A 20,732-nucleotide genomic window follows, 5' to 3' on the forward strand; every position below is an offset into this window, starting at 1 on the left:
GGTGTCGGCTCCTCTGCGTCAGCTGTTCTGGATGCGGCACAGCACGGCGCCGGTGCCGATGCTGCGGCCGATGTCGGTGATCAGGCCGACCACGGTGCCCGCCTTGTGCGCGGTCACCGGCTGCTCCATCTTCATGGCCTCGATCACCGCGATGAGCTGGCCGGAGGTGACCGAATCACCCTCCGCGGCAGCTACTTTCACCAGCGTTCCGGCCATCGGAGCGGTCAGGGAGTCGCCGGACGGCGCCGTCGCCGCCACCCGGGCGACGCGGGCGGCGGGGCGGGTGGCGGCCCTGCGGCCGCGCACGGGCAGGGTGACCTCCACGCGCCTGCCCCTGACCTCGAGCACCACCGTCTCGCGCGGCGCCGGGTCCTGGGGTGCCACGCCGACGCCGTCGAACGGCGCGAGGGTGTTGTCGAAGTCGGTCTCGATCCAGCGGGTGTGCACCCGGAACGGCGCGTCGGTGAAGGCCGGGTCGGTGACCAGGGCCCGATACAGCGGCAGCACGGTCGCGATGCCGTCGATGCCGAACTCGTCGAGCGCGCGGGCGGCACGTTGCAGGGCCTGGGTCCGGTCCTCGCCGGTCACGATGAGCTTGGCCAGCAGCGAATCCCAGTTCGCGCCGACCACGCTGCCCGCCTCGACCCCGGAATCGACCCGGACCCCCGGCCCGCTCGGGGTCCGGTAGCCGGTGATCGTGCCCGGCATCGGCAGGAAGCCGCGCCCGGGGTCCTCACAGTTGATCCGGAACTCGATCGAGTGACCACGGCTCGGCGGATCGGGGTAGTCGAGCAGGCCGCCCGCGGCCAGGCGCAGTTGTTCGCGCACCAGGTCGATGCCGGTGACCTCCTCCGAGACCGGATGCTCGACCTGCAGGCGGGTGTTGACCTCGAGAAACGACAGGGTGCCGTCGGAGCCGACCAGGAACTCACACGTCCCGGCGCCCCGGTAACCGGCCGCGCGCAGGATGGCCTTGGACGCCGTGGTGAGCGCGTCGCGCTGGTCGGGGGACAGGAAGGGCGCCGGCGCCTCCTCGACGAGCTTCTGGTGCCGCCGCTGCAGGGAACAGTCCCTGGTCGACACCACGACCACGGTGCCTTCGGCATCGGCCAGGCACTGGGTCTCCACATGGCGCGGCGCGTCCAGGTAGCGCTCGACGAAGCACTCCCCGCGCCCGAACGCCGCCTCCGCCTCCCGCACCGCCGAGGCGAAGCAGTCGGGGATCTCGGCGAGGGTCCGGGCGACCTTCAGGCCGCGACCGCCACCGCCGTGCGCGGCCTTGATCGCGACCGGTAGCCCGTGTTCCTCGGCGAAGCGCACGACCTCCGCGGGATCGGCGACCGGCCCTGGGCTGCCCGGCACGATCGGCGCGCCCGCGGCGACGGCGATCCGGCGGGCGGTCACCTTGTCGCCGAGATCGCGGATCACCGCAGGCGGCGGTCCGATCCAGGTCAGCCCGGCCGCCAGCACGGCGGCGGCGAAATCAGCGTTCTCGGAGAGGAATCCGTAGCCGGGATGCACCGCGTCGGCACCCGCGGCCCGCGCCGCGGCGAGCACGGCGTCGATGTTCAGGTAGCTCGTCTGCGCGGTGTCGCCACCGAGTGCGTAGGCTTCGTCCGCGGCGCGGACATGGACGGCGTCGCGATCGGGATCGGCGTACACCGCGACGGCGACGAGGCCGGCGTCCCGGCACGCCCGCGCGATCCGGACGGCGATCTCACCCCGATTGGCGATCAACACTTTTCGCATCGTGTCTCCTGAAAGTTGTTGGCGCTCTTCGGTAATCGTGGACAGCGCAGATCACCACGCGATGAACGGCGATTCCGGGAATCTTCAGGAGCTGTGCCCGGACCCGCCCGATTCCGGCGGATCTCGTCCAATTCCTCCCGGCTCGTTCAGATTCGGCTCCGCCCGGTTGCCCGCGCGTGCCGCCGGCCGTACCATCGCGCGCCGTCGTGCGGCCGGTCGGGCGTTCGCCAGCGGTCGCCAATACATGGCTTGCCATGTATTCTTGCGGTAGCCGCAGATCAATGACGATGGAAGGTGGGAATGGAACCGCTCGAGACGCTACCGATGGATCGGAGCACCTCCCTGGGGTACGTGATCAACCATCTCGCGCGGCTCATGGAACAGGCGCTGCGCGACCGCATCGCCGGGCACGGTGTGGTGCCGGGGCAATTCGCACAACTGCTCGCACTGTACGAGGAGGAGGGGATCTCGCAGCTCCAGCTCTGCGAGAAGGTTCGTATCGACCAGTCGACGATGGCCCACACGCTCAAGCGGATGGAACGTGACGGCCTCATCGAACGCACCGCCGACCCCGAGGACGGCCGGCGGGCGCTGATCTACCTCACCGACCGGTCCCGCCGGCTCCGCACCGCGCTGATCGCGGCCGCTCGGGAGGTGAACGACATCGCGACCGCGGGATTTCCGGATGTTCGCGGGGACGACTTCATCCGCATGGTTCGACAGGCGATCGGCAACCTCGAGGCCGATCGGACCACATGACCATCGAAGAGAGGTAAACCATGCTCTCCCGCATCCATCCCATCGCGGGCACGATCGGATTGCTCACCATCCTCACCTTCTGGACCTCGACAGTGGTGACCGAGCTCAGCGGGTCGAAGGACGCGATCATCGCGGTGAAGCAGGCCATCCCGTGGGCCCTGCCCATCCTGGTCCTCGCGCTCGCCGCCACCGGCGGCACCGGGTTCCGGCTCGGCGGGACATCGACGATGCCCGCCATCGTCGCGAAGAAGCGGCGGATGCCGTTCATCGCGGGCAACGGGTTGCTCGTGCTGATCCCGTCGGCGATCACCCTGGCCGTGCTGGCGGGCCGCGACGAGTTCGGGCCGCTGTTCTACAGCGTGCAGGCGCTCGAACTCGTCGCGGGCGCGGTCAATATCGTCCTCATGTCACTCAATATCCGCGACGGCCTGCGCATCACCGGCCGTTTCCGGTCACCGGATCAGGTGACCTCGAACGCTACCGTTGGTAGCGACGAATCTCAGGGATAGAAAATGAACGACACCAGTCTCCGTGCCGAACTCGAAGCCTTGCGCGCGGAAGTCCGGGAATTGCGCGACCATCGAGAAATCGCCGCGCTGTTCGACACCTTTTTCTTCTTCGAAGATCGTAAATCCATGGATGACGCCTGGGCGGAATCCATTTTCACCGACGACGTCTTGCTCGAATTGCCGCCCGAGGATTATCGCGGCATCGCGGGCATCGCCGCGCACATGACCTATGTCGTGAATCTCTTCGGCCCGACCCATCACACCACCACCGATTGTCATGCCGATATCGACGGCGACACCGCCGCGGTCCGGCTGAACCTGACCGCGACGCACAAGCACGTCGTCGCGGGGGAGCCGCCGCTGCTGGTCTGGGGCCATCTCGACGCCGATGTCCGGCGGACCGCCGTGGGCTGGCGGATCGCCAGGATGAAGTTCATCAAGGTGCTGCGCACCGGCGAGGCCCCGCCCGGATTCGCCTTCGACGAGAACCTCAACGTGGTCGCGGTGAGCTGACCACGCGGAAGCCGCCGGCTCGATCCGAGCCGGCGGTTTCCGCCGTGCCCGGCTCAGTCCAGCGGCATCAGCTTGAAGCCGACACCACGGACCGCCACGATCCAATCGCTGGCGCCCAGCTTGGCCCGCAGGCTGCTGACGTGCGTGTCCACGGTGTGCTGCGACCAGGACCCGTCCCAGACCTCGCCCAGGATCTGCTTGCGCGCCACCACGATTCCGGGCCGCCGCGACAGCATCAGCAGCAGGTCGAACTCTTTTCTGGTGAGCGTCAGCTGGCGGCCGTGCAGCGTGGCCTCCCTGGCCGCCGCGTCGATGCGCAAGGCGCCGCAGCGGGTGGCGGGCGGCGCGCTCTCGGCCTGGGGGCAGGCTCGCCGCATGAGCGAATCGATGCGCGCGACGAGTTCCCTGATCCCGAACGGCCTGGCCAGGTAGTCGTCGGCGCCCGAGCGCAGGCCGAGCACGCAGTCCAGTTCGGAATCGCGGTCGGTGACCACGATGATCGGGACCGGGTGGCGGGCCCGGATCGAACGGCAGACCTCGAACCCGTCGTAATCGGGGAGATCGGGGTCGAGCAGGACCAGATCGGCGCGGTCGAACAGTTTCAGCGCCATTCTTCCGGTATCGACGGTGGCGACTTGATGGCCGTAGCGGGGGAGTTCGCTGTCGAGTGTGCCGACGGCATCCGAACCCGCCGCGATGAGAATTCGCCAGGACCGTTCCACCATCATGTGACGGGGTTCGGGAAAACTGGGCGCGAGGTCGATATCGGTTTCCCGAAGGTCACTGCTACGCATGGCTCGAATACCCCCACCGTCCTGGGCATCGAAATGCCGCACCGACGACCACACTGCTACGGGCGGCCGGTATTTCACCTGTCCTTGTCAGGGTAGCCGACTCTATGTGTTCGCGCACTGTGGCGTTCGGCGCCATTCTTTCGAAAAAGTGTCCGGATCGGTATTCCACAGATCCGATAACGGACGGTCGTTCAAGTCGTGGCGCCGAAGCGGCGGCGATATTCGGTCGGGGCGATACCGACCTGGCGCTGGAAGTGGTGCCGCAGCAGGGCGCCGGAGCCGAAGCCGGACTGGTCGGCGATGCGTTCGAGCGGCATGTCGGTGGCCTCGAGCAGGTGCTTGGCGAACAGGACGCGCTGGGTGGTGAGCCACTTGACCGGGGTGGTGCCGGTTTCGGCGGCGAAGCGGCGGGCGAAGGTCCGGGTGGACATGCTCGACCTGGCGGCCAGCTCGTCGACGGTGTGCGGATGCGCGAGGTTCTCGGCGAGCCAGCTCAGCGTGGCCGACAGGCCCTCGGAGCGGCATTCGGGCACCGGCTGCTCGATGAACTGGCGCTGGCCGCCGTCGCGCTGCGGCGGCACGACCATCCGGCGGGCGATGCCGTTGGCCGCCGCGGTGCCGATCTCGCGGCGCACCAGGTGCAGGCAGGCGTCGATGCCCGCCGCGGTGCCCGCGCTGGTGATCAGGTTGCCCTCGTCGACGAAGAGCACGTCCGGGTCGACGGTCGCGGCGGGGAACTGCGCGGCCAGGATGTCGACGTAGCGCCAGTGGGTGGTGCACTTGCGTCCGTCCAGTAGCCCGGCCTCCCCGGCCAGGAAGGCGCCGGAGCAGACGGTCAGCACGATCGCGCCCGCGTCCGAGGCCGCGCGGACCGCCTCGACGACCCGCTCGTCGTAGCTGTGGCCGAGGGTGAAGGGGAAGGCGGGGATGGCGACGAGATCGGCGTGCACCAGCTCGTCGAGGCCGTACTCGGGCGTCACCGAGACGCCGGGAGTGGTGGAGCGCAGCGGCTTGCCCGGCGTGGCCCCGCAGACCTTGAAGTCGAAGCCGGGCAGGCCGTCGGCGGTGCGGTCGAGGCCGAAAACCTCACAGACGACGCCGAATTCGAACATGGCGAGCTTGTCGTTGAGGACGACGGACACCGTGGACAGCATCACCCCATGCTATCTGGCTGAATCTTTACGCACAATGACAGGACAGCCACTTTCGGCCGAAAACAGACGAGCGCAAAATTTCTGCCATGGTTACTTTCTTGATCGTCCTCGCCGCCATCATCGGACTCGCCGTTCTCATCGGTCGCGGCACCGCGGGCTCGACCGGCGTCGTCGACCGCGACGCCCAGCGCATCGAAGCCGAACTCGCCGCCATCGCCGGCTACGCCACCAACATCCGGCCCGGTCTGCACTGAACGCGCGAATGCCGCCCCACCCGCGGGTGGAACGGCATTCGTGACAGGGGAGAACTCAGACGGCGTCGCCGGGGCCGACCCGCGGCTTGGGGGCGCGCATCTTGCGGATCTGCGAGGCGCGCACGAAGGCATACCAGCCCAGCTTGAAGCCGGTATCGCTGGTGTCGGGGAACCGCTCGATCACCCGGTTGTTCACGATCTTGCCGAGCACGAAGCCCTCGATGATCATGAACACCATCATCACCAGCATCGCCAGCGTCACGATGGTCTGCAGCCCGGGGGCCACGAACATCGACATGATCAGCACCAGCGCCATCGGCATGAACAGGCCGACCAGGTTGCGGCGGGCGTCGACCAGATCGCGCACGTAGGCGCGGACCGGGCCCTGATCGCGGGGCAGCAGGTACTTGTCCTCGCCGGCCAGCATCCGGGCGCGGCGATCCTGCACGGCGGCGCGGCGGTCGGCCGCGGCGGCCTTGCGGTCTTCCTTGGAGCCCTTGGTGGCCTTGCGGCGGGCGCGGGCCTCCTTGGCGGTCATCGGGGCCGGCGCGACCGGGCCGCGCCGTTTGCCTTCGGCCTCACGCCTTTTCGGGGTCGGGCGACCCTTGCCCGGGGTGGTGGAAGCGGGTGCGGTGGCGGTCTGTTCGACGTCCGGCACCGAGGGGTCGACGGACTCGTCGATGGTGCTGGACTCGTCGCGACGGAACAATTTCACGTTCACCAGGCTATTCGATGGGCCCGAGCATCGGGAAATGCGGTCCGCTGTCCGGTGCGCGCGGTCTCATCGGCGCCCGGAGTGCGACCTGGATCACGCCCCGGCGGCGCGTACTGTGGGGTGAACCACCCAGGTCGAATCCACGCTGCGTGGCGGGGGTGGCAAAATAGGAATAGCAGCCGCCGCGATGGTGTTGAAATCAGTCGTGCGCTGTGCACCTGAGGTCCGTTCCGCGGGCCGGCCGACTTAGGAGTGTCCATGACTGTGCAGAACGAGACCGCCACCGAGACCCACGGTGCGACGCTGACCGACGCTGCCGCCGCCAAGGCGAAGGCGCTGCTCGACCAGGAAGGTCGCGACGACCTCGCCCTGCGCATCGCCGTCCAGCCGGGTGGCTGTGCCGGCCTGCGCTACCAGCTCTTCTTCGACGACCGCGTCCTCGACGGTGACATCGTCGTCGAGTTCTCCGGCGTGAAGCTCGCCGTCGACCGCATGAGCGCCCCCTACATCCAGGGCGCCTCGATCGACTTCGTCGACACCATCGAGAAGCAGGGCTTCACGATCGACAACCCGAACGCCACCGGCTCCTGCGCCTGCGGCGACTCGTTCAACTGATCTTTCGCGGCCACGCCACGACACGGTGTGGTTGCGCTGAGGTGAACCACCGGGGGTAGCGGCTTGCTACCGTTGAAGTCCGGGATCTGACGATCCCGGACTTCTCGCTTTCCGCGCCTAGTGTCGAAGGGGCCTCGCCTCGTGTCTGTTGCTGTGTCCGCGTCCATCGCCACCGACCACCTCATGCGTTTTCCCGGTAAGTTCGCCGATGTGCTGCTCGCCGATCAGCTCGATCATGTGTCCCTGAGTTTCCTCGTCGACGACCTGCAGATCCGTCGCGGCGGCGTGGCGGGCAACATCGCCTACGCGATGGGCCTGCTCAAGCAGCGGCCCGTGCTGGTCGGCGCGGTGGGCGCCGACTTCGCCGAGTACCGGCAGTGGCTGGAGTCCAACGGCGTCGACTGCTCGGCCGTGCACATCTCGGACAAGGCGCACACCGCGCGGTTCGTCTGCACCACCGACGAGGCGATGGCGCAGATCGCCTCCTTCTACCCGGGCGCGATGAGCGAGGCGCGCGACATCGATATCGCCGCGATCGCCGGCGCGCACGATGTCGACCTGGTGCTGGTCGGCGCCAACGACCCCGAGGCGATGGTGGCGCACACCCGCCAGGCCAAGGCCCAGGGCATCGCCTATGCCGCCGACCCGTCCCAGCAGCTGGCCCGCCTCGACGGCGAGCAGGCCGCCGAGCTGGTCGACGGCGCCGCCTACCTGTTCACCAACAAGTACGAGTGGGCGCTGCTCCAGCAGAAGACCGGGCTGAGCGAGGCGGAGATCACCGCCAAGGTCGGCATCCGGGTGACCACCCTGGGCTCCGAGGGCGTCCTGGTCGTCGACGCCGACGGCACCGAGGTACGCGTCGGCGTGGTGCCCGAGGTGTCCAAGGTCGACCCGACCGGTGTCGGCGACGGCTTCCGCGCCGGTTTCCTCACCGCCCACCGCGCCGGCCTGAGCCTGGAGCGCTCCGCCCAGCTCGGCTCCCTGATCGCCGTGCTGGTCCTGGAGACCACCGGCACCCAGGAGTGGACGCTCAGCAAGGACGAGGCCGTCGAGCGCCTCACCAAGGCCTACGGCGCCGACGCCGCCGACGAGCTGTCGGTGCTGCTCTAGGCACGCGGAACCGAACGCCCCCTCGATCTTTCGACCGAGGGGGCGTTCGTCTGTCGCAGGGGGACTACAGCGAGACCGGGTAGACCGGCTCCTGGATCTCCGGCTTGATCCGGTCCTCGACGAAGATGCCGTGCCAGACCATGAAGACCAGCAGGGTCCACAGGCGGCGGCTGTGGTCGGACACACCCGCCTTGTGGTCGCGCAGCATCTGCAGAACGGCCGCCTTGTCGATCAGGTGGTCGGTCTGGGACTCGGCGATCTGGGTCTGCGCCCAGTCGTAGAGCTCGGTGCCGCGCAGCCAGTGCCGCAGCGGGACCGGGAAGCCGAGCTTGGCGCGGTTCAGGACGTGGTCGGGGACGATCCCGTCCAGGGCCTGGCGCAGCGCGTACTTCGAGGTCTCCCTGGTGATCTTCTGGTCGTAGGGCAGACCCTGGGCGACCCGCATGACCTCGTTGTCCAGGAACGGCACGCGCAGTTCCAGCGAGTTGGCCATGGTCATCTTGTCGGCCTTGACCAGGATGTCGCCGCGCAGCCAGGTGAACAGGTCCAGGTGCTGCATCCGGGCCACCGGGTCCCAGCCCGCGGACTGGGCGTAGATCGGCGCGGTGACGTCCTGGTGGGTCCACTCGGGGCGGAACTCGCGCAGCACCGCGCGCAGCTGCGCGTCGTTGAAGCTGCGGGCGTTGCCGTAGTAGCGGTCCTCCAGGGTGAGCGAGCCGCGCTGCAACAGCGACTTGCCGCGCCTGCCGTCGGGGATCTTGTCGCCGAGCTTGCCGACGAGCTTGCGCAGCCCGGCGGGCAGGTACTCGAACGGCTTGAGCGACAACGGCTCCCGGTAGATGGTGTACCCGCCGAACAGCTCGTCGGCGCCCTCGCCGGAGAGCACCACCTTGACGTGCTTGCGGGCCTCCTTGGCCACGAAGTACAGCGGCACCAGGGCCGGGTCGGCGACCGGGTCGTCGAGGTACCAGACGATCTCGGGGATGGCGGCGGCGAACTCGGCGGGCGAGACCACCTTGACGATGTGGCGCGCGCCGATCAGCTCGGCGCTCTCGGCGGCCACGTCGACCTCGGAGTAGCCCTCGCGCTCGAACCCGGTGGTGAAGGTGATCAGCTTCGGGTTGTGCCGCATGGCCAGCGCCGCGATGGCGGTGGAGTCGATGCCGCCGGACAGGAACGAGCCGACGGTGACATCGGCGCGCATGTGCTTGGCGACGGAGTCCTCGAGCGCGGCCGCGATCTCGGCGTAGCGGGCCTGGGCGGCCCCCTCAGCGAACGGCCGGACCCGGAAGTCGGGACGGAAGTAGCGGGTGGTCGTCGGCCCCTGCCCGACCTTCACGGTGGCGTAGGTGCCGGACTCGAGGCGGCGGATGCTCTTGTGCAGCGACTCGGGCTCGGGCACGTACTGCAGCACGGTGTAGTGCTCGAGCGCGCGCGGGTCCAGCTCGTCGGAGACGCCGAGCGGGCTCAGCAGCTCCAGCACGCTCTTCTTCTCGCTGGCGAAGGCGGTGCCGCCGGGGCCGCTCGCGTAGAACAGCGGCTTGATGCCGAACGGGTCGCGCGCCAGGAACAGCTCCTGGGTTTCGGTGTCCCAGATCGCGAAGGCGAACATGCCGCGCAGCTTGCGCACGGCCTCCGGGCCCCAGAAGTGGAAGGCGGCCACGATCGACTCGCCGTCGCCGTCGGTGGCGAAGATCTTGCCCTCGGGGAACTCGGCGCCGTGCTCGGCGGCCAGCTGCTCGCGCAGTTCGAGGTAGTTGTAGATCTCGCCGTTGAAGGTCATCGCGTAGCGCTGCGGATTGTCCGCCGGGCCCCAGCGCAGCGGCTGGTGCGAGTGCTCGATATCGATGATGGAGAGGCGGTTGAAGCCGAAGATCATGTGATCGTCGTGCCAGGTGCCCTTCTCGTCGGGGCCGCGGTGCCGCTGGCAGTGCAGCGCGTCGTACACCTGATCGACCACCTCGGTCGTCGCCGTATCAGCTGTCAGGAATCCGAGCAGTCCGCACACGGTGTCGGCAACCTTCTCTCGTTCGATGATGGGGTGGCCACTCCTCGGGCCGAAACGCTGTGTCCGAGTATGCCGCACACCCGCACGACGCGCCGCGCGCAACCCGTCGCAGCACCGTCGCGCACCCGCCGCGGGCGGCAAACCGCAGGTCGCCGCATCCGGTGCGGTCACAGCGGAGTGTCGAACACGACCCCGCGACAAGACAGCGCCCGCTTTGGTCTACGCTGCGTAGTACTCAGGTCCTTCTCAGGTGTGCAGGCGTCACAGCGGCAATACTCGAGGGCGGCCTGAAACGTGCTTGAAAGCGGTGTCGGAACGGGCGGATCGCGGCCCGGACGACGCAATGTGTCGGAATGTGTAGCGACCAGGAAGGCGTGAGCGTGGCGCACAAGGCGAGCGAAGAGATCGGGGCACGACCCGTTCGGGGTCGGCAGGGCCGTATCCTTCGGCGGGCCGGGCTGGCGGTGTCCTTGGGGATCACTGCCGTCCTCGTCTCGGGCTGCTCGATCGACAATGTATGGCTGCGGTTCGGCTGGCCCTCGGGCATCACGCCGCAGGCCACCCGGATGCGGGAGCTGTGGACCTGGTCCGTGCTGGCCGCGCTCGCGATGGGCGTGCTGGTCTGGGGTCTGACCTTCTGGACCGTCATCATGCACCGCAAGCGCAAGGACTCCCCGGAGTTCCCGCGCCAGACGGGCTACAACGTGTCGCTGGAGCTGACCTACACGGCGATCCCGTTCGTGATCATCGCGGTGCTGTTCTACTTCACCGTGGTCGTGCAGAACTACGTGCACGAGAAGACGGACAACCCGGATGTCACCGTCGACGTGACCGCGTTCCAGTGGAACTGGAAGTTCGGCTACCGCAACATCAACAATGTCGGCGGGCTGACCTGGAACGGCATCGACTCCGAGCGTGAGCTGGCGAACGAAGAGCAGCTCGCGCAGTACGAGGAGCGCAAGAACGAAGAGGGTCACCCGCAGCCGGGCCCGGTGCACGGCAAGCCGGCCAACGACATCCTCTCGTACCTGCACTACGACAAGGTCGAGACCATCGGTTCCAGCACCGAGATCCCGGTCCTGGTGCTGCCGACCGGCAAGCGCATCGAGTTCCAGCTCGCCGCCGCCGACGTGATCCACGCCTTCTGGGTGCCGGAGTTCATGTTCAAGCGCGACGTGATGCCGAACCCGAAGGAAAACCAGTCCGACAACGTCTTCCAGATCTCCGAGATCGAGAAGGAAGGCGCGTTCGTCGGCCGCTGCGCCGAGATGTGCGGTACCTACCACTCGATGATGAACTTCGAGGTCCGCGCGGTCTCGCCGGAGAAGTACGCCAAGTACATGCAGGCGCGCATCGACGGCAAGACCAACGGCGAGGCGCTCGAGTCGATCGGCGAGTCGCCGGTGGCCACCTCCACGTACCCCTTCAACACCAAGCGTGACATCAAGAGCGCTTCGGTGAACGAGAGCAAGTGAGGATTCTGATATGAGGATCGAAGCGCGGATCTTCGAACTGCTCACGGCGTTCTTCATCCTGGTGGGCATCGTCTACGGCTTCTTCACCGCGCAGTCGCGCACCGGCATCGAATGGGCCGGTACCACCGCGATCGTGCTGACCGCGGGCCTGTCGCTGATCATCGGCACCTACTTCCGGTTCGTCGCGCGCCGCATCGACCTGCGGCCCGAGGACTACGAGGAGGCCGAGATCGTCGACGGCGCCGGTGACCTGGGCTTCTTCTCGCCCGGCAGCTTCTGGCCGATCACCCTGGCCGCCGCTGGTTCGGTCACCGCGCTGGGCCTGGCGTTCTTCCAGTTCTGGCTGATCGGCCTCGGCGTGGTGCTCGTGCTCGCCGCCGCGGCGGGCCTGGTGTTCGAGTACTACATCGGCGCCGAGAAGCACTGAGCGACAACTACACAGACACAGCTCCACAAATACACAGGAAAGGCCCCACCGGATTCCGGTGGGGCCTTTCCTGTCGGGCTGTGGGTTAGACGCTGTAGCGCAGCGCCTGCTCCGAGCGGCAGATGTCGTCGATGCCGGAGACGATCTCGCGCAGCTGCTCCGACGGCAGCGCGGAGGGACGCAGGCGGCAGGTGAAGGTGATCAGGCCGTAGTCGGCCGGCGAGAGGCCGCGGGCGGCGGCCTCGGCCCGCAGGTACGGGGAGCGCACGCCGTAGGTCATCGCGGAGATGACGGTGAAGCAGCCGGTGCGTTCGCGGTGGGCGGCGAACAGGTCGTGCAGGCCGTAGAAGACCGAGCCGTAGTTGGCCAGCGGGGCGAACACGCCGACCCGGTAGGCCGGGCCGCGCTCCGACGAACTGATGACGGTATCGGCCAGGTACTCCGCGTCGCGCATGGTGAGCACCTTCGGCGCGAACATCAGCGCGCCCGCCGCGGCGTTGCGCACCGGCATGCCCGCGCGCCCGCCCGCCGCCGAGGCGATGGCGCCCAGCGACTTGCGGGTGCGGGTGCCGACCTCGCGCCGCGCCCGCAGGCCACGGGTGGGGGCGGTGGGGTACAGGCTCGACCACTGGCCGAAGCGCACGGCGCCGAGGGTCACCTGGCCGGTGCCGACCGGGCGGGCCACCTTCAGCGGCGCGGTGTCGACCCAGCGGCCGACCTGCAGCGCCGCGCTGCCCGGGTTGGTGATCTCGGTGGTGGCGTGCTCGACGAAGGAATCGAAATCGAGGAACCGGTCGGCGTCGGTGGTCAGCCAGGTGTGGTCCTTGTCGACCTCGACGACATCGAGGGTCAGCGCGGTGATGATGCCCGCGCGCCCGCCCGCGCCGAGGATGCGGTGGAACCGCTCGGTGTGGTGGCCGCGCCCGCAGGTGCCGATCCGGCCGTCGGGGTCGACGTACTCGAGGTCGACGATCTGATCGATGAACATGCCGTAGCGGTGCGAGGCGGTGCTGACGCCACCGACGGAGGCGAAGCCGCCCGCGGTGATGTCGCGATGGTCGCCGACCACCGGCAGGCCGAGGCCGTGCGCGCCGAGGCGGCGGTCGATCTCGGAGAGCTTGGCACCCGCCTGCACCCGGACCGTCCGCCTGCCCAGGTTGATATCCAGCACCGAATTCATCTTGCGCAGCGAGAGCACCGCGCGCTGATCGGTCAGGCCATAGGACTCTTCGGTCTGCTCGCCGCCGCGAACCGTCAACCGTTCCGAACGATCGCGCGAATCACGTACAGTGCGAACGACATCCGCGGTGTCCCGGGGGAGATATTCTTCGGAGATGACGGAGTGCGGCGTGCCCATGACCGCATAGCTAACCACAGCTCGGCGATTCTTGCGCACGGTACCTCGGAGCTACTTCCGCGTAGGCGCGAGTCGCTTCGTGAACAGGACTTTCCCGGTCGCGTCGCACAGGTCGACGGTCAGTTCGCCGGAGCGCCCGTCGATGCGGACCTCGCCGAAATGCTGGTACTGCGCGTCCAGCGGCGAGGTGTTCGGCGCGGGCGGCGCGTGTACGAAGACCGCTTCCGGTCCGAAGGTCGGATCGAGCTCGTTCGGACCGAACGCCCCGGCGTTGAGCGGACCCGAGACGAACTCCCAGAACTCGTCGAAATCGGTGAAGGCGGCGCGCGCCGGCGAATAGTGGTGTGCCGCCGTGTAGTGCACGTCGGCGGTGAGCCAGACGACGTCGGTGACCTTGTTCGCCTTGATCGCCGAGAGCACCTGCGCGATCTCGGTCTCGCGGCCGCTGGGCGCGCCGGGGGCGGCGTTGGCCGGGCCCTCGAAGGCGGTCTTGCCGTCGGGGACGATCAGGCCCAGCGGCAGGTCGGCGGCGACGATCTTCCAGGTGGCCTTCGAATCCCGCAGGCCGTCGCTGAGCCACTCGGTCTGCGCCGTGCCGAAGATGGCGCCCTGCGCCGCGGTGTTGGCGCCGTTGGCGTCCTTGTAGGCGCGCATGTCCAGGACGAAGACGTCCAGCAGCGGGCCGTAGGAGATCTTGCGGTACAGGCGGCCGTCGACGGCTTCCCTGGGCTCCAACGGCATCCACTCGTGGAAGGCCTGCCAGGCGCGCGTGGCCAGGGTGTCCATGCTGCGCTCGGTGTAACCCTTGTCGGCGGCCACGGTGCCGCCGGGGTACCAGTTGTTGGTGGTCTCGTGGTCGTCCCACTGGACCACCTGGGCGACGGCGGCGTTGAAGCGGCGGTAGTTGTCGTCGGTGAGGTTGTAGGCGTAGTTGCCGCGGAACTGGTCGAGGGTCTCGGCGGGGGCGTTCTTGGCCTCGGCGGTGATGTTCTTCCAGACCCTGCCGTCGGGCAGTGTGACCGATTCCTTCAGCGCGTTGTCGGCGTAGACGCAGTCGCCGGAGTGCAGGAACAGGTGCGGGTCGCGCGCGGCCATCGTGGCGAAGACCTTCATGCCGCCCAGCTCGGGGTTGATGCCGAAGCCCTGGCCCGCGACGTCGCCGGACCACAGCAGGCTGATGTCGGCGGGCGCGGTGGGCGCGGTGCGGAAGACGCCGGTCAGGGTGTCCGAGCTCGCGCCGTTCTCGCCCTCCAGGCGCACCCGGTAGTGCACGACCTGGCCCGCGGGCAGGCCGTTGACGCGCACCCGGCCGGTGCCGTCGGTGGCCGGGGTGAGCAGGGGTCCGGTGAATCGCTTGACGTCGCTGAACTTCTCGGTCGCCGCGGTCTCCACGATCAGGGTCGCGGGGCGGTCCGAGCGCGCCCAGATCAGCGCGCCGTCGCTGCGCGGGTCACCGACGGCGACGCCGTGGGTCAGCGCGGGCCTGGCCGTGACCAGGCCGGGACCGTCGCCGCACGCCGCCAGCGCGGGCGTGGTCGCCAGACCGAGGGCGGTGGCGCGCAGCAGCGTGCGCCGGGACATAGCGAAATCCGAACCTGCCATGGCTGTCACGGTGCATCGCCGGTCGGAACGCCGGGACGCGGGCGCGGCAACGCCACATGAACGGTGTCGTACGGTCGGCTAACGGTCTTGCGTGCCGGGGTGGTCAGACGAGCAGGTCGAGCGGCAGCGGGTAGGTGTCGGCGGCGGTGCTGTCGTCGGTCAGCATCCGGGCGGCGGCGGCCTGCCAGTAGTCGAGCAGGGTGCGGTCGCCGGTGCCGCGGCGGATCGGGGCGCTGAAGGCCAGGCCACGCGCGATCTCGACGGTGAGCAGGGCGATGCGCGGGAAGTCGGGATGGGCGGCGATCTCGGGGCCGAACAGCTGGGCGAGCTGGGTGCGCAGCTTGGCGCTGATCCGTTCGACCAGCGGGACGAGGGTGGCGTGCAGCGCGGGATTGGTGCGCGCGGCGGACCAGAGTTCCATCTCGGCGAGAAAGTCCGGGCCGGAGAACAATTCGCGCACGGCCGCGATGGCGGCGGCGAGCCGGTCGGCGGGCGGATCGGCGTCGAAGCCGTCGATGATCCGCTGGGCGCGGACGGCGCGGCGCGCGACGAGTTCCTCGATGGTCGCGGTGAGCATGTCCTCGCGGGTGGGGAACTGGAACAGCAGCGAGCCGCGCGAGATGCCGGATTCGGCCTGGACGGCGCGCGTGGTCAGGGCCGTGTAGCCGCCCGCGGTGAGGATGGCGATGGCGGCGTCGATGACGGTCGCGCGAGCTCGCTCCCCGCGCGTCGGGCTCGTCACGGTGCTGCCTCCCTCGGTTCCGGTCGGGTCGTGCTCGGTCCACCCTAGCGGTCGGTCGCGCGGGCCCCGGTCGCGCACGAATTTACTAGGACATCTGGACTATAAGCGCGACCGGTGGTGAAATGTGTCACTAGTCCACCTGGACTACATTGGTCTCGACGAGGAGTCAGATGTTGCTGTCCGAAACCGACGCCCCCACCCCGCGCCCCGAACTGCTCTACGACTTCGTCGAACGGTGGGCGGCGCGCACCCCCGATGCCACCGCCGTGTCCTACGGCGATCTGACCTGGACCTGGGCCCAGTGGTGGGAGCGGATCCGGCGGGCGGCCGGCGGCCTGCGCGCCGCCGGGGTGCGGCCCGCCGATCGCATCGCCTACCTCGGCAAGAACCATCCGGCGTGCCTCGAGCTGACCTTCGCCGCGGCCGCGCTCGGCGCCGCCACCGCGGTGGTGAACTGGCGCCAGGCCGGCGACGAACTGGTCTACGTCCTCGGCGACTGCGCGCCGCGGGTGCTGGTCGTCGACGACGAACTGCTGCCCGCGCTGACCGCGATCCGGGACCGGCTGACACCCGGGCTGACGGTGCTCGTCCTCGGCGGCGAGCACGACGAGTACGAATCCTTCCTGGCCGACGCCACCCCGGTGACCCCCGAACCGGACCTGTCCGACACCGCCGACGCGTTGCTGATCTACAGCTCGGGCACCACCGGACGCCCCAAGGGCGTGGTGCTCGGCCAGCGGGCCCTGGTGGCGCACACCGCGAATATCCAGTCGATCTTCCCGGTCGACTCCGGCGACGTGAACCTGGTCGCGATGCCGATGTTCCACGTCGGCGGAATCTGCTACGCGTTCCTGGGGATTCGGGCGGGCATCGCCAGCATCGTGCTGCGGGAACCGGACGGTCCCTCGCTGCTGGCGGGGCTGGCCGCCGGGGCCACGCACGCCTTCTTCGTCCCGCCGGTCATCGCCCGCCTGCTCGCGGCGGGCGAGCCCGCCGTCGGCGCGGTCGCGCGATTGAAGTACCTGGGCTACGGCGCCGCCCCCATGCCGCTGCCGCTGCTGCGCGCGGCGCTGGCGGCCTGGCCGGACCTGGGCTTCGTGCAGGTCTACGGGCAGACCGAGCTGTCCGGGGTGGTCTGCGCGTTGCGGGCGGCCGAGCACCGCGATCCCGACCGGCCCCAGCTGCTGCTGTCCGCGGGCCGGGCCTACCCGAATATCGAGGTCCGCGTGGCCGATCCGGTCACCGGCGCCGAGGTCCCCGTCGGCGAGCAGGGCGAACTGTGGTTTCGCGGCGCGCAGCGGATGACCGCGTATCTGCACCGCCCCGAGGAGACCGCCGCGACCGTCACCGCCGACGGCTGGCTGCGCACCGGCGACATCGGCCGGGTCGACGAGGACGGCTACCTCTACGTCGAGGACCGGCTCAAGGACATGATCATCACCGGCGGCGAGAACGTCTACGGCCCCGAAGTCGAACGCGTCCTGCTCGACCACCCCGCCGTGACCGACGCCGCGATCATCGGGGTCCCCGACGAGCACTGGGGCGAATCGGTGAAAGCCGTGGTGGTCGCGGACGGTTCGATCGACGGCGCCGCCCTCATCGCCTTCTGCCGGGAGCACCTCGCCGGCTACAAGTGCCCGCGCACCGTCGATTTCACGGCCGAACTCCCGCGCAACGCCAGCGGCAAGATCCTCAAACGCGAACTCCGGCGCCCCTACTGGGACAACCACGACCGCGTGATCTGACCGGAGCCGTCAGCGGCGGCGCGCAGGTCTCACAGGCCGACCGCGGCGGCCGTGTCGGGGTACCAGCGGGTGCACTCGGCGCGAAGGGGGACCTCGGTCTGGAGCTGGCACAGGACGGCGACGCCGCCGAGGAAGGACCGCAGGATGGGGGTGTGGCCGGGCGGCATCGTCAACTGGCGCAGCACGTTCGACAGGCGCAGGTCGGTCGCGAGGCGGACCTGTTTGCGCAGCCAGTCGGCGGAGAGCGGGTAGGTGGGCGACAGCAGCGCGTCGCGCACCGGTCGCAGGCGGGCCGCGACGGTGGCGATGTCGAGCTCACGGCCCGGGGCGACGAAACCGTGGCGGCGGATGGCGACCTCGAGGTCGGCGGGGGAGTCGGCGATCACCGCGGCGCCGACATCACCCGCGACATCGAGGAAGGCGGCGGGCCACGGCGTGCACGCGCCGAAGTCGACGACGCCGAGGCGGCCGTCGGGCATGCGCAGGAAGTTGCCCGGGTGCGGGTCGCCGTAGACGAGGCCGGCGCGGGCGGGCGCGGAGAACAGGAAGCGCAGGATCAGCACGCCGAGGCGGTCGAGCTCGGCCGCCTCGCCGCGCACGATCAACCGCGACAGCGGGACACCGTCGAGCCATTCGGTGACCAGCACGTCACCGCGCTGGGCGATCACCCGGCTCAGCACCACGTCGGGATCGTCGGCGAAGGCGGCCGCGAACACCCGCTGATTGGCCGCCTCGCGGGCGTAGTCCAGTTCGGCGTTGATCTCCTCGCACAGCGCCTCGATCACCGGCCGGGTGTCCGCGCCGGGCAGCAGCGCGGTGAACAGCGGGGTGGCGCGGCGCAGGGCCTGCAGGTCGGCCAGGACGGCCCGGCGCGCACCGGGATACATCACCTTGACCGCGACCGGGGTGCCGTCGTGCCAGCGGGCGCGGTGCACCTGACCGACCGAGGCGGCCGCGGAGGCGCGGTCGTCGAATTCCAGGAACAGCGAACGCCAGTCGGGGCCGAGTTGGGCGGCCAGTTCGGTGTGCACGGCGGCGGGCAGCATGGCGGGCGCGGAATCGTGCAGCCGTGCCATCGCCTGCCGGAACGGTTCGGCCAGATCGGGGGCCAGACCCAGTTCGAGCAGGCCGAGCAGCTGCCCCAGTTTCGCGACGCAGCCCTTGAGTTCGCCGAGCACCTGGAACAGATGCTCGGCGGTCCTGGCCCGGATATCGCGGTCGACGTCCTCGGGCGCGCGCCCGATCGCCTTCTTGCCGAACCCGGCGATGCGCCGCCCGGCATAGGCGACCGGCACCGCTGCCAGCCGGGCGCTGCGCACGACCTTGCCGGTGGGGGGATGGCCGACGCGGGTGTCCGGAGCGGAGCGGGCGAACGGCAGCACCCGGCCCTCGGGGTCGCGACCGACCATGTCCACCTCACTGCCCCGCCGGAATGAGTCGACGCCTACCCGGCGCCGTGTCCTGTGAGGCTATCAACCGGGTGCGGGCCGCGTCGCGGGTCGGCGCGGGTAGCTCAGCCGAGCGCGCCGAGCCCGTGCAAGGTGCGATGGATCTCGGCGGTCCAGTCGTGCTGCGCCAGTTGCGCGTAGTCGACCCAGAAGGTGCCGATGCCGTCGCGATCCTCGCGGAACCAGCCGCCCTCGATGTCGGCTTCCAGGACGACGCTCATGCCGTGCTCGGCGGCGACGAAGGTGAGCTCGAGCTGATTCACCCGGGGAAAGTGGTGCGAGCGACCGAACTCGATCTCCTGATAGAACGGCAGCCGCTGCGGCGTGCCCGCGATGGTGCCCGCCTCCACATCGGTGCGGTGCAGCCCGAAACCCATGCGCCGCACGGCATCGAGCACGACGTGCTGGGCGGGCAGTGCCCCGATGCCGAGCGGATCGGTGTCGGTGGCGTCGACGGCACCGTGGATGTCGACCACGGTGCGCAGCGCGACACCGGCGCCCGGCAGGTGCTGACCGTCGAAGAAGGTGATCGGTGTCTCGAGGGGAACCGGTGCGGCGAAGCGCAATTCGGCCACCGTGCCGGCGAGGAGGGTGAACGGACCGGCCACGCCGGCCCGGCCGAAGCCGTGGTCGGTGACGTGTTCCTCGCCGTCGGCGTACTCACGCTCGACCCGGGTGACGAACTCGACGGCCACGTGCCCGATCGACTGGTCGACGCGGCCGCCGCGCAGCCGGACCACTCCCTCGACCAGGCCACCCGGTTGCGCACCGGGGGTGAACAATTCGGTTTCCACTTCGGCGCCGCCGACACCGGCCGCGGCCAGCAATTGCTTGAACATGCGAGCAGTCTGGCCGACGGCGCTTACGATCCGCTTGCCGTCGGCCGGTGCTGTGGGCGAGCTCATCGCGGCGCCGGGCGCCGCGGGACGAGTCAGCTGGCGGCGGTGTCGGGGATGCGGGTGGCCTCGAGCTGGCGATCGGTGGGGGCGACGCCCTTCTTGAGGCTGTGCGCGTAGACGTCGACGTACTCCTGGCCGGTGAGGCGCATCAGCTCGTACATCACCTCGTCGGTGACGGCGCGCTCGACGAAGCGGTTACCGCTCATGCCCTCGTAGCGGGAGAAGTCCAGCGGCGCACCGAACTTGAGGGTGACCCGCTGCCGACGCCACTTGAACGGTCCGGGCGGGCTCACCTTGTCGGTGCCGATGACGGCGACCGGGATGACCGGGACGCCGGTCTCCAGCGCCAGCCGCGCCATGCCGGTCTTGCCCTTGTACAGGCGACCGTCGGGGGAGCGGGTGCCCTCCGGGTACAGGCCGACCAGCATGCCCTTGTCGAGCAGCTTGCGGGCCGCGTTGAGCGCGTCCTCGGCGGCCGAGGCGCCGCTGCGGTCGATCGGGTACTGGCCGGTGCCGCTGAAGAAGAACTTCTGCAGGCGGCCCTTGAGGCCGGGGGTGGTGAAGTACTCGGCCTTGGCGAGGTAGCTGATCCGGCGCGGGCTCAGCAGCGGCGCGAACAGCCAGTCGGAGAACGAGAGGTGGTTGCCGGCCATGATCGCCGGCCCGTCGGTGGGGACGTTCTCGACGCCCTCGACCACGGGTCGGTTGTATAGGTGCATGAACGGTCCCGGGAAGACGAACTTGAGCAGCCAGTAGAACATGGCGTCCTTTCCTCGGAACCGGGATCGTGGGGTGCAGCCTCGTCGGAAACCGACTTTACCGCTGGTCGCAGGTCACAACCAACCCGAGACGGTAGC

At 69.4% G+C, this 20,732-nt stretch carries 20 protein-coding genes; 9 read left to right on the forward strand and 11 right to left on the reverse strand.

The features are described 5' to 3' along the window. Positions 1-18 precede the first annotated feature (18 nt). Positions 19-1,749 carry an acetyl/propionyl/methylcrotonyl-CoA carboxylase subunit alpha gene (locus ACFVW6_RS31310; protein ID WP_378833333.1) on the reverse strand — a complete coding sequence of 577 codons (1,731 nt, stop codon included), beginning with the start codon at positions 1,747-1,749 and terminating at the stop codon, positions 19-21. 300 nt (positions 1,750-2,049) lie between these two features. Between ACFVW6_RS31310 and ACFVW6_RS31315 the strand changes: the two genes are divergently transcribed. The 3 genes from ACFVW6_RS31315 to ACFVW6_RS31325 are packed head-to-tail and all read left to right on the forward strand — an operon-like array spanning position 2,050 to position 3,530. After that, positions 2,050-2,508, forward strand: coding sequence for a MarR family winged helix-turn-helix transcriptional regulator (locus ACFVW6_RS31315; protein ID WP_357349295.1), 459 nt, complete (start codon positions 2,050-2,052; stop codon positions 2,506-2,508). Positions 2,509-2,528: 20 nt separating this feature from the next. Then, a complete protein-coding gene (locus ACFVW6_RS31320) occupies positions 2,529-3,017 on the forward strand; it encodes a hypothetical protein (protein ID WP_355280046.1) in 489 nt (162 codons plus the stop codon). Positions 3,018-3,020: 3 nt separating this feature from the next. Continuing rightward, positions 3,021-3,530: a nuclear transport factor 2 family protein gene (locus ACFVW6_RS31325; RefSeq protein ID WP_355280049.1), complete on the forward strand. Its 510-nt coding sequence runs from the start codon at positions 3,021-3,023 to the stop codon at positions 3,528-3,530. 53 nt (positions 3,531-3,583) lie between these two features. Here the strand turns inward: ACFVW6_RS31325 and ACFVW6_RS31330 are convergent, their stop codons facing one another. Together ACFVW6_RS31330 and ACFVW6_RS31335 are read right to left on the reverse strand one after the other, a co-directional pair. Further along, the gene (locus tag ACFVW6_RS31330; RefSeq protein WP_355280051.1) at positions 3,584-4,324 is read right to left on the reverse strand and encodes a response regulator transcription factor; all 741 of its coding nucleotides are present in this window, start codon (positions 4,322-4,324) and stop codon (positions 3,584-3,586) included. A 191-nt stretch (positions 4,325-4,515) separates the two neighbouring features. Next, a complete protein-coding gene (locus ACFVW6_RS31335; protein ID WP_357349287.1) occupies positions 4,516-5,478 on the reverse strand; it encodes a helix-turn-helix domain-containing protein in 963 nt (320 codons plus the stop codon). 86 nt (positions 5,479-5,564) lie between these two features. Between ACFVW6_RS31335 and ACFVW6_RS31340 the strand changes: the two genes are divergently transcribed. Further along, positions 5,565-5,732 (forward strand): hypothetical protein, encoded by a 168-nt coding sequence (locus ACFVW6_RS31340; RefSeq protein WP_355280057.1) that lies wholly within the window; start codon positions 5,565-5,567, stop codon positions 5,730-5,732. A 55-nt stretch (positions 5,733-5,787) separates the two neighbouring features. On the opposite strand, the gene ACFVW6_RS31345 is transcribed toward ACFVW6_RS31340, so the two are convergent. Further along, positions 5,788-6,447: a DUF3043 domain-containing protein gene (locus tag ACFVW6_RS31345; protein ID WP_378833327.1), complete on the reverse strand. Its 660-nt coding sequence runs from the start codon at positions 6,445-6,447 to the stop codon at positions 5,788-5,790. Between the two features lie 258 nt (positions 6,448-6,705). On the opposite strand from ACFVW6_RS31345, the gene erpA reads away from it, so the two are divergent. Further along, positions 6,706-7,062: an iron-sulfur cluster insertion protein ErpA gene (erpA, locus tag ACFVW6_RS31350; protein WP_067496006.1), complete on the forward strand. Its 357-nt coding sequence runs from the start codon at positions 6,706-6,708 to the stop codon at positions 7,060-7,062. A 183-nt stretch (positions 7,063-7,245) separates the two neighbouring features. Beyond that, positions 7,246-8,172 (forward strand): carbohydrate kinase family protein, encoded by a 927-nt coding sequence (locus ACFVW6_RS31355; RefSeq protein WP_378833506.1) that lies wholly within the window; start codon positions 7,246-7,248, stop codon positions 8,170-8,172. 64 nt (positions 8,173-8,236) lie between these two features. Here ACFVW6_RS31355 and asnB read toward each other — a convergent pair whose 3' ends face one another. Beyond that, on the reverse strand, positions 8,237-10,180 hold the full coding sequence (asnB, locus tag ACFVW6_RS31360; RefSeq protein ID WP_378833325.1) for an asparagine synthase (glutamine-hydrolyzing): 1,944 nt from the start codon (positions 10,178-10,180) through the stop codon (positions 8,237-8,239). Positions 10,181-10,533: 353 nt separating this feature from the next. Here asnB and ACFVW6_RS31365 point away from each other — a divergent pair, with 353 nt between their 5' ends. Together ACFVW6_RS31365 and ACFVW6_RS31370 are read left to right on the forward strand one after the other, a co-directional pair. After that, positions 10,534-11,655: a cytochrome c oxidase subunit II gene (locus ACFVW6_RS31365; protein ID WP_378833322.1), complete on the forward strand. Its 1,122-nt coding sequence runs from the start codon at positions 10,534-10,536 to the stop codon at positions 11,653-11,655. Positions 11,656-11,665: 10 nt separating this feature from the next. Continuing rightward, on the forward strand, positions 11,666-12,082 hold the full coding sequence (locus ACFVW6_RS31370) for a cytochrome c oxidase subunit 4 (protein ID WP_342801330.1): 417 nt from the start codon (positions 11,666-11,668) through the stop codon (positions 12,080-12,082). Between the two features lie 85 nt (positions 12,083-12,167). Here ACFVW6_RS31370 and ACFVW6_RS31375 read toward each other — a convergent pair whose 3' ends face one another. From ACFVW6_RS31375 to ACFVW6_RS31385, 3 genes are all read right to left on the reverse strand, one after another. After that, positions 12,168-13,439, reverse strand: a complete 1,272-nt coding sequence (locus ACFVW6_RS31375) for an FAD-binding oxidoreductase (RefSeq protein WP_355280066.1) — start codon at positions 13,437-13,439, stop codon at positions 12,168-12,170. A gap of 51 nt (positions 13,440-13,490) precedes the next feature. Beyond that, complete coding sequence (locus ACFVW6_RS31380) at positions 13,491-15,041, reverse strand: alkaline phosphatase D family protein (protein ID WP_378833319.1); 1,551 nt, start codon at positions 15,039-15,041, stop codon at positions 13,491-13,493. A 103-nt stretch (positions 15,042-15,144) separates the two neighbouring features. Next, the gene (locus ACFVW6_RS31385) at positions 15,145-15,783 is read right to left on the reverse strand and encodes a TetR/AcrR family transcriptional regulator (protein ID WP_378833316.1); all 639 of its coding nucleotides are present in this window, start codon (positions 15,781-15,783) and stop codon (positions 15,145-15,147) included. A 170-nt stretch (positions 15,784-15,953) separates the two neighbouring features. On the opposite strand from ACFVW6_RS31385, the gene ACFVW6_RS31390 reads away from it, so the two are divergent. Continuing rightward, positions 15,954-17,528: an AMP-binding protein gene (locus ACFVW6_RS31390; protein ID WP_378833314.1), complete on the forward strand. Its 1,575-nt coding sequence runs from the start codon at positions 15,954-15,956 to the stop codon at positions 17,526-17,528. A 29-nt stretch (positions 17,529-17,557) separates the two neighbouring features. Here ACFVW6_RS31390 and ACFVW6_RS31395 read toward each other — a convergent pair whose 3' ends face one another. The 3 genes from ACFVW6_RS31395 to ACFVW6_RS31405 all read right to left on the reverse strand — a co-directional run bounded on the left by ACFVW6_RS31395 (position 17,558) and on the right by ACFVW6_RS31405 (position 20,636). Beyond that, positions 17,558-18,937: an ABC1 kinase family protein gene (locus tag ACFVW6_RS31395; protein WP_378833312.1), complete on the reverse strand. Its 1,380-nt coding sequence runs from the start codon at positions 18,935-18,937 to the stop codon at positions 17,558-17,560. A gap of 104 nt (positions 18,938-19,041) precedes the next feature. Further along, positions 19,042-19,815: a sporulation protein gene (locus tag ACFVW6_RS31400; RefSeq protein ID WP_355280080.1), complete on the reverse strand. Its 774-nt coding sequence runs from the start codon at positions 19,813-19,815 to the stop codon at positions 19,042-19,044. A gap of 92 nt (positions 19,816-19,907) precedes the next feature. Beyond that, positions 19,908-20,636 (reverse strand): lysophospholipid acyltransferase family protein, encoded by a 729-nt coding sequence (locus ACFVW6_RS31405; protein WP_355280083.1) that lies wholly within the window; start codon positions 20,634-20,636, stop codon positions 19,908-19,910. Positions 20,637-20,732: the final 96 nt, after the last annotated feature.

Origin of the sequence: Nocardia sp. NPDC058244, assembly GCF_042882065.1 — a bacterium.
GTDB lineage: Bacteria > Actinomycetota > Actinomycetes > Mycobacteriales > Mycobacteriaceae > Nocardia.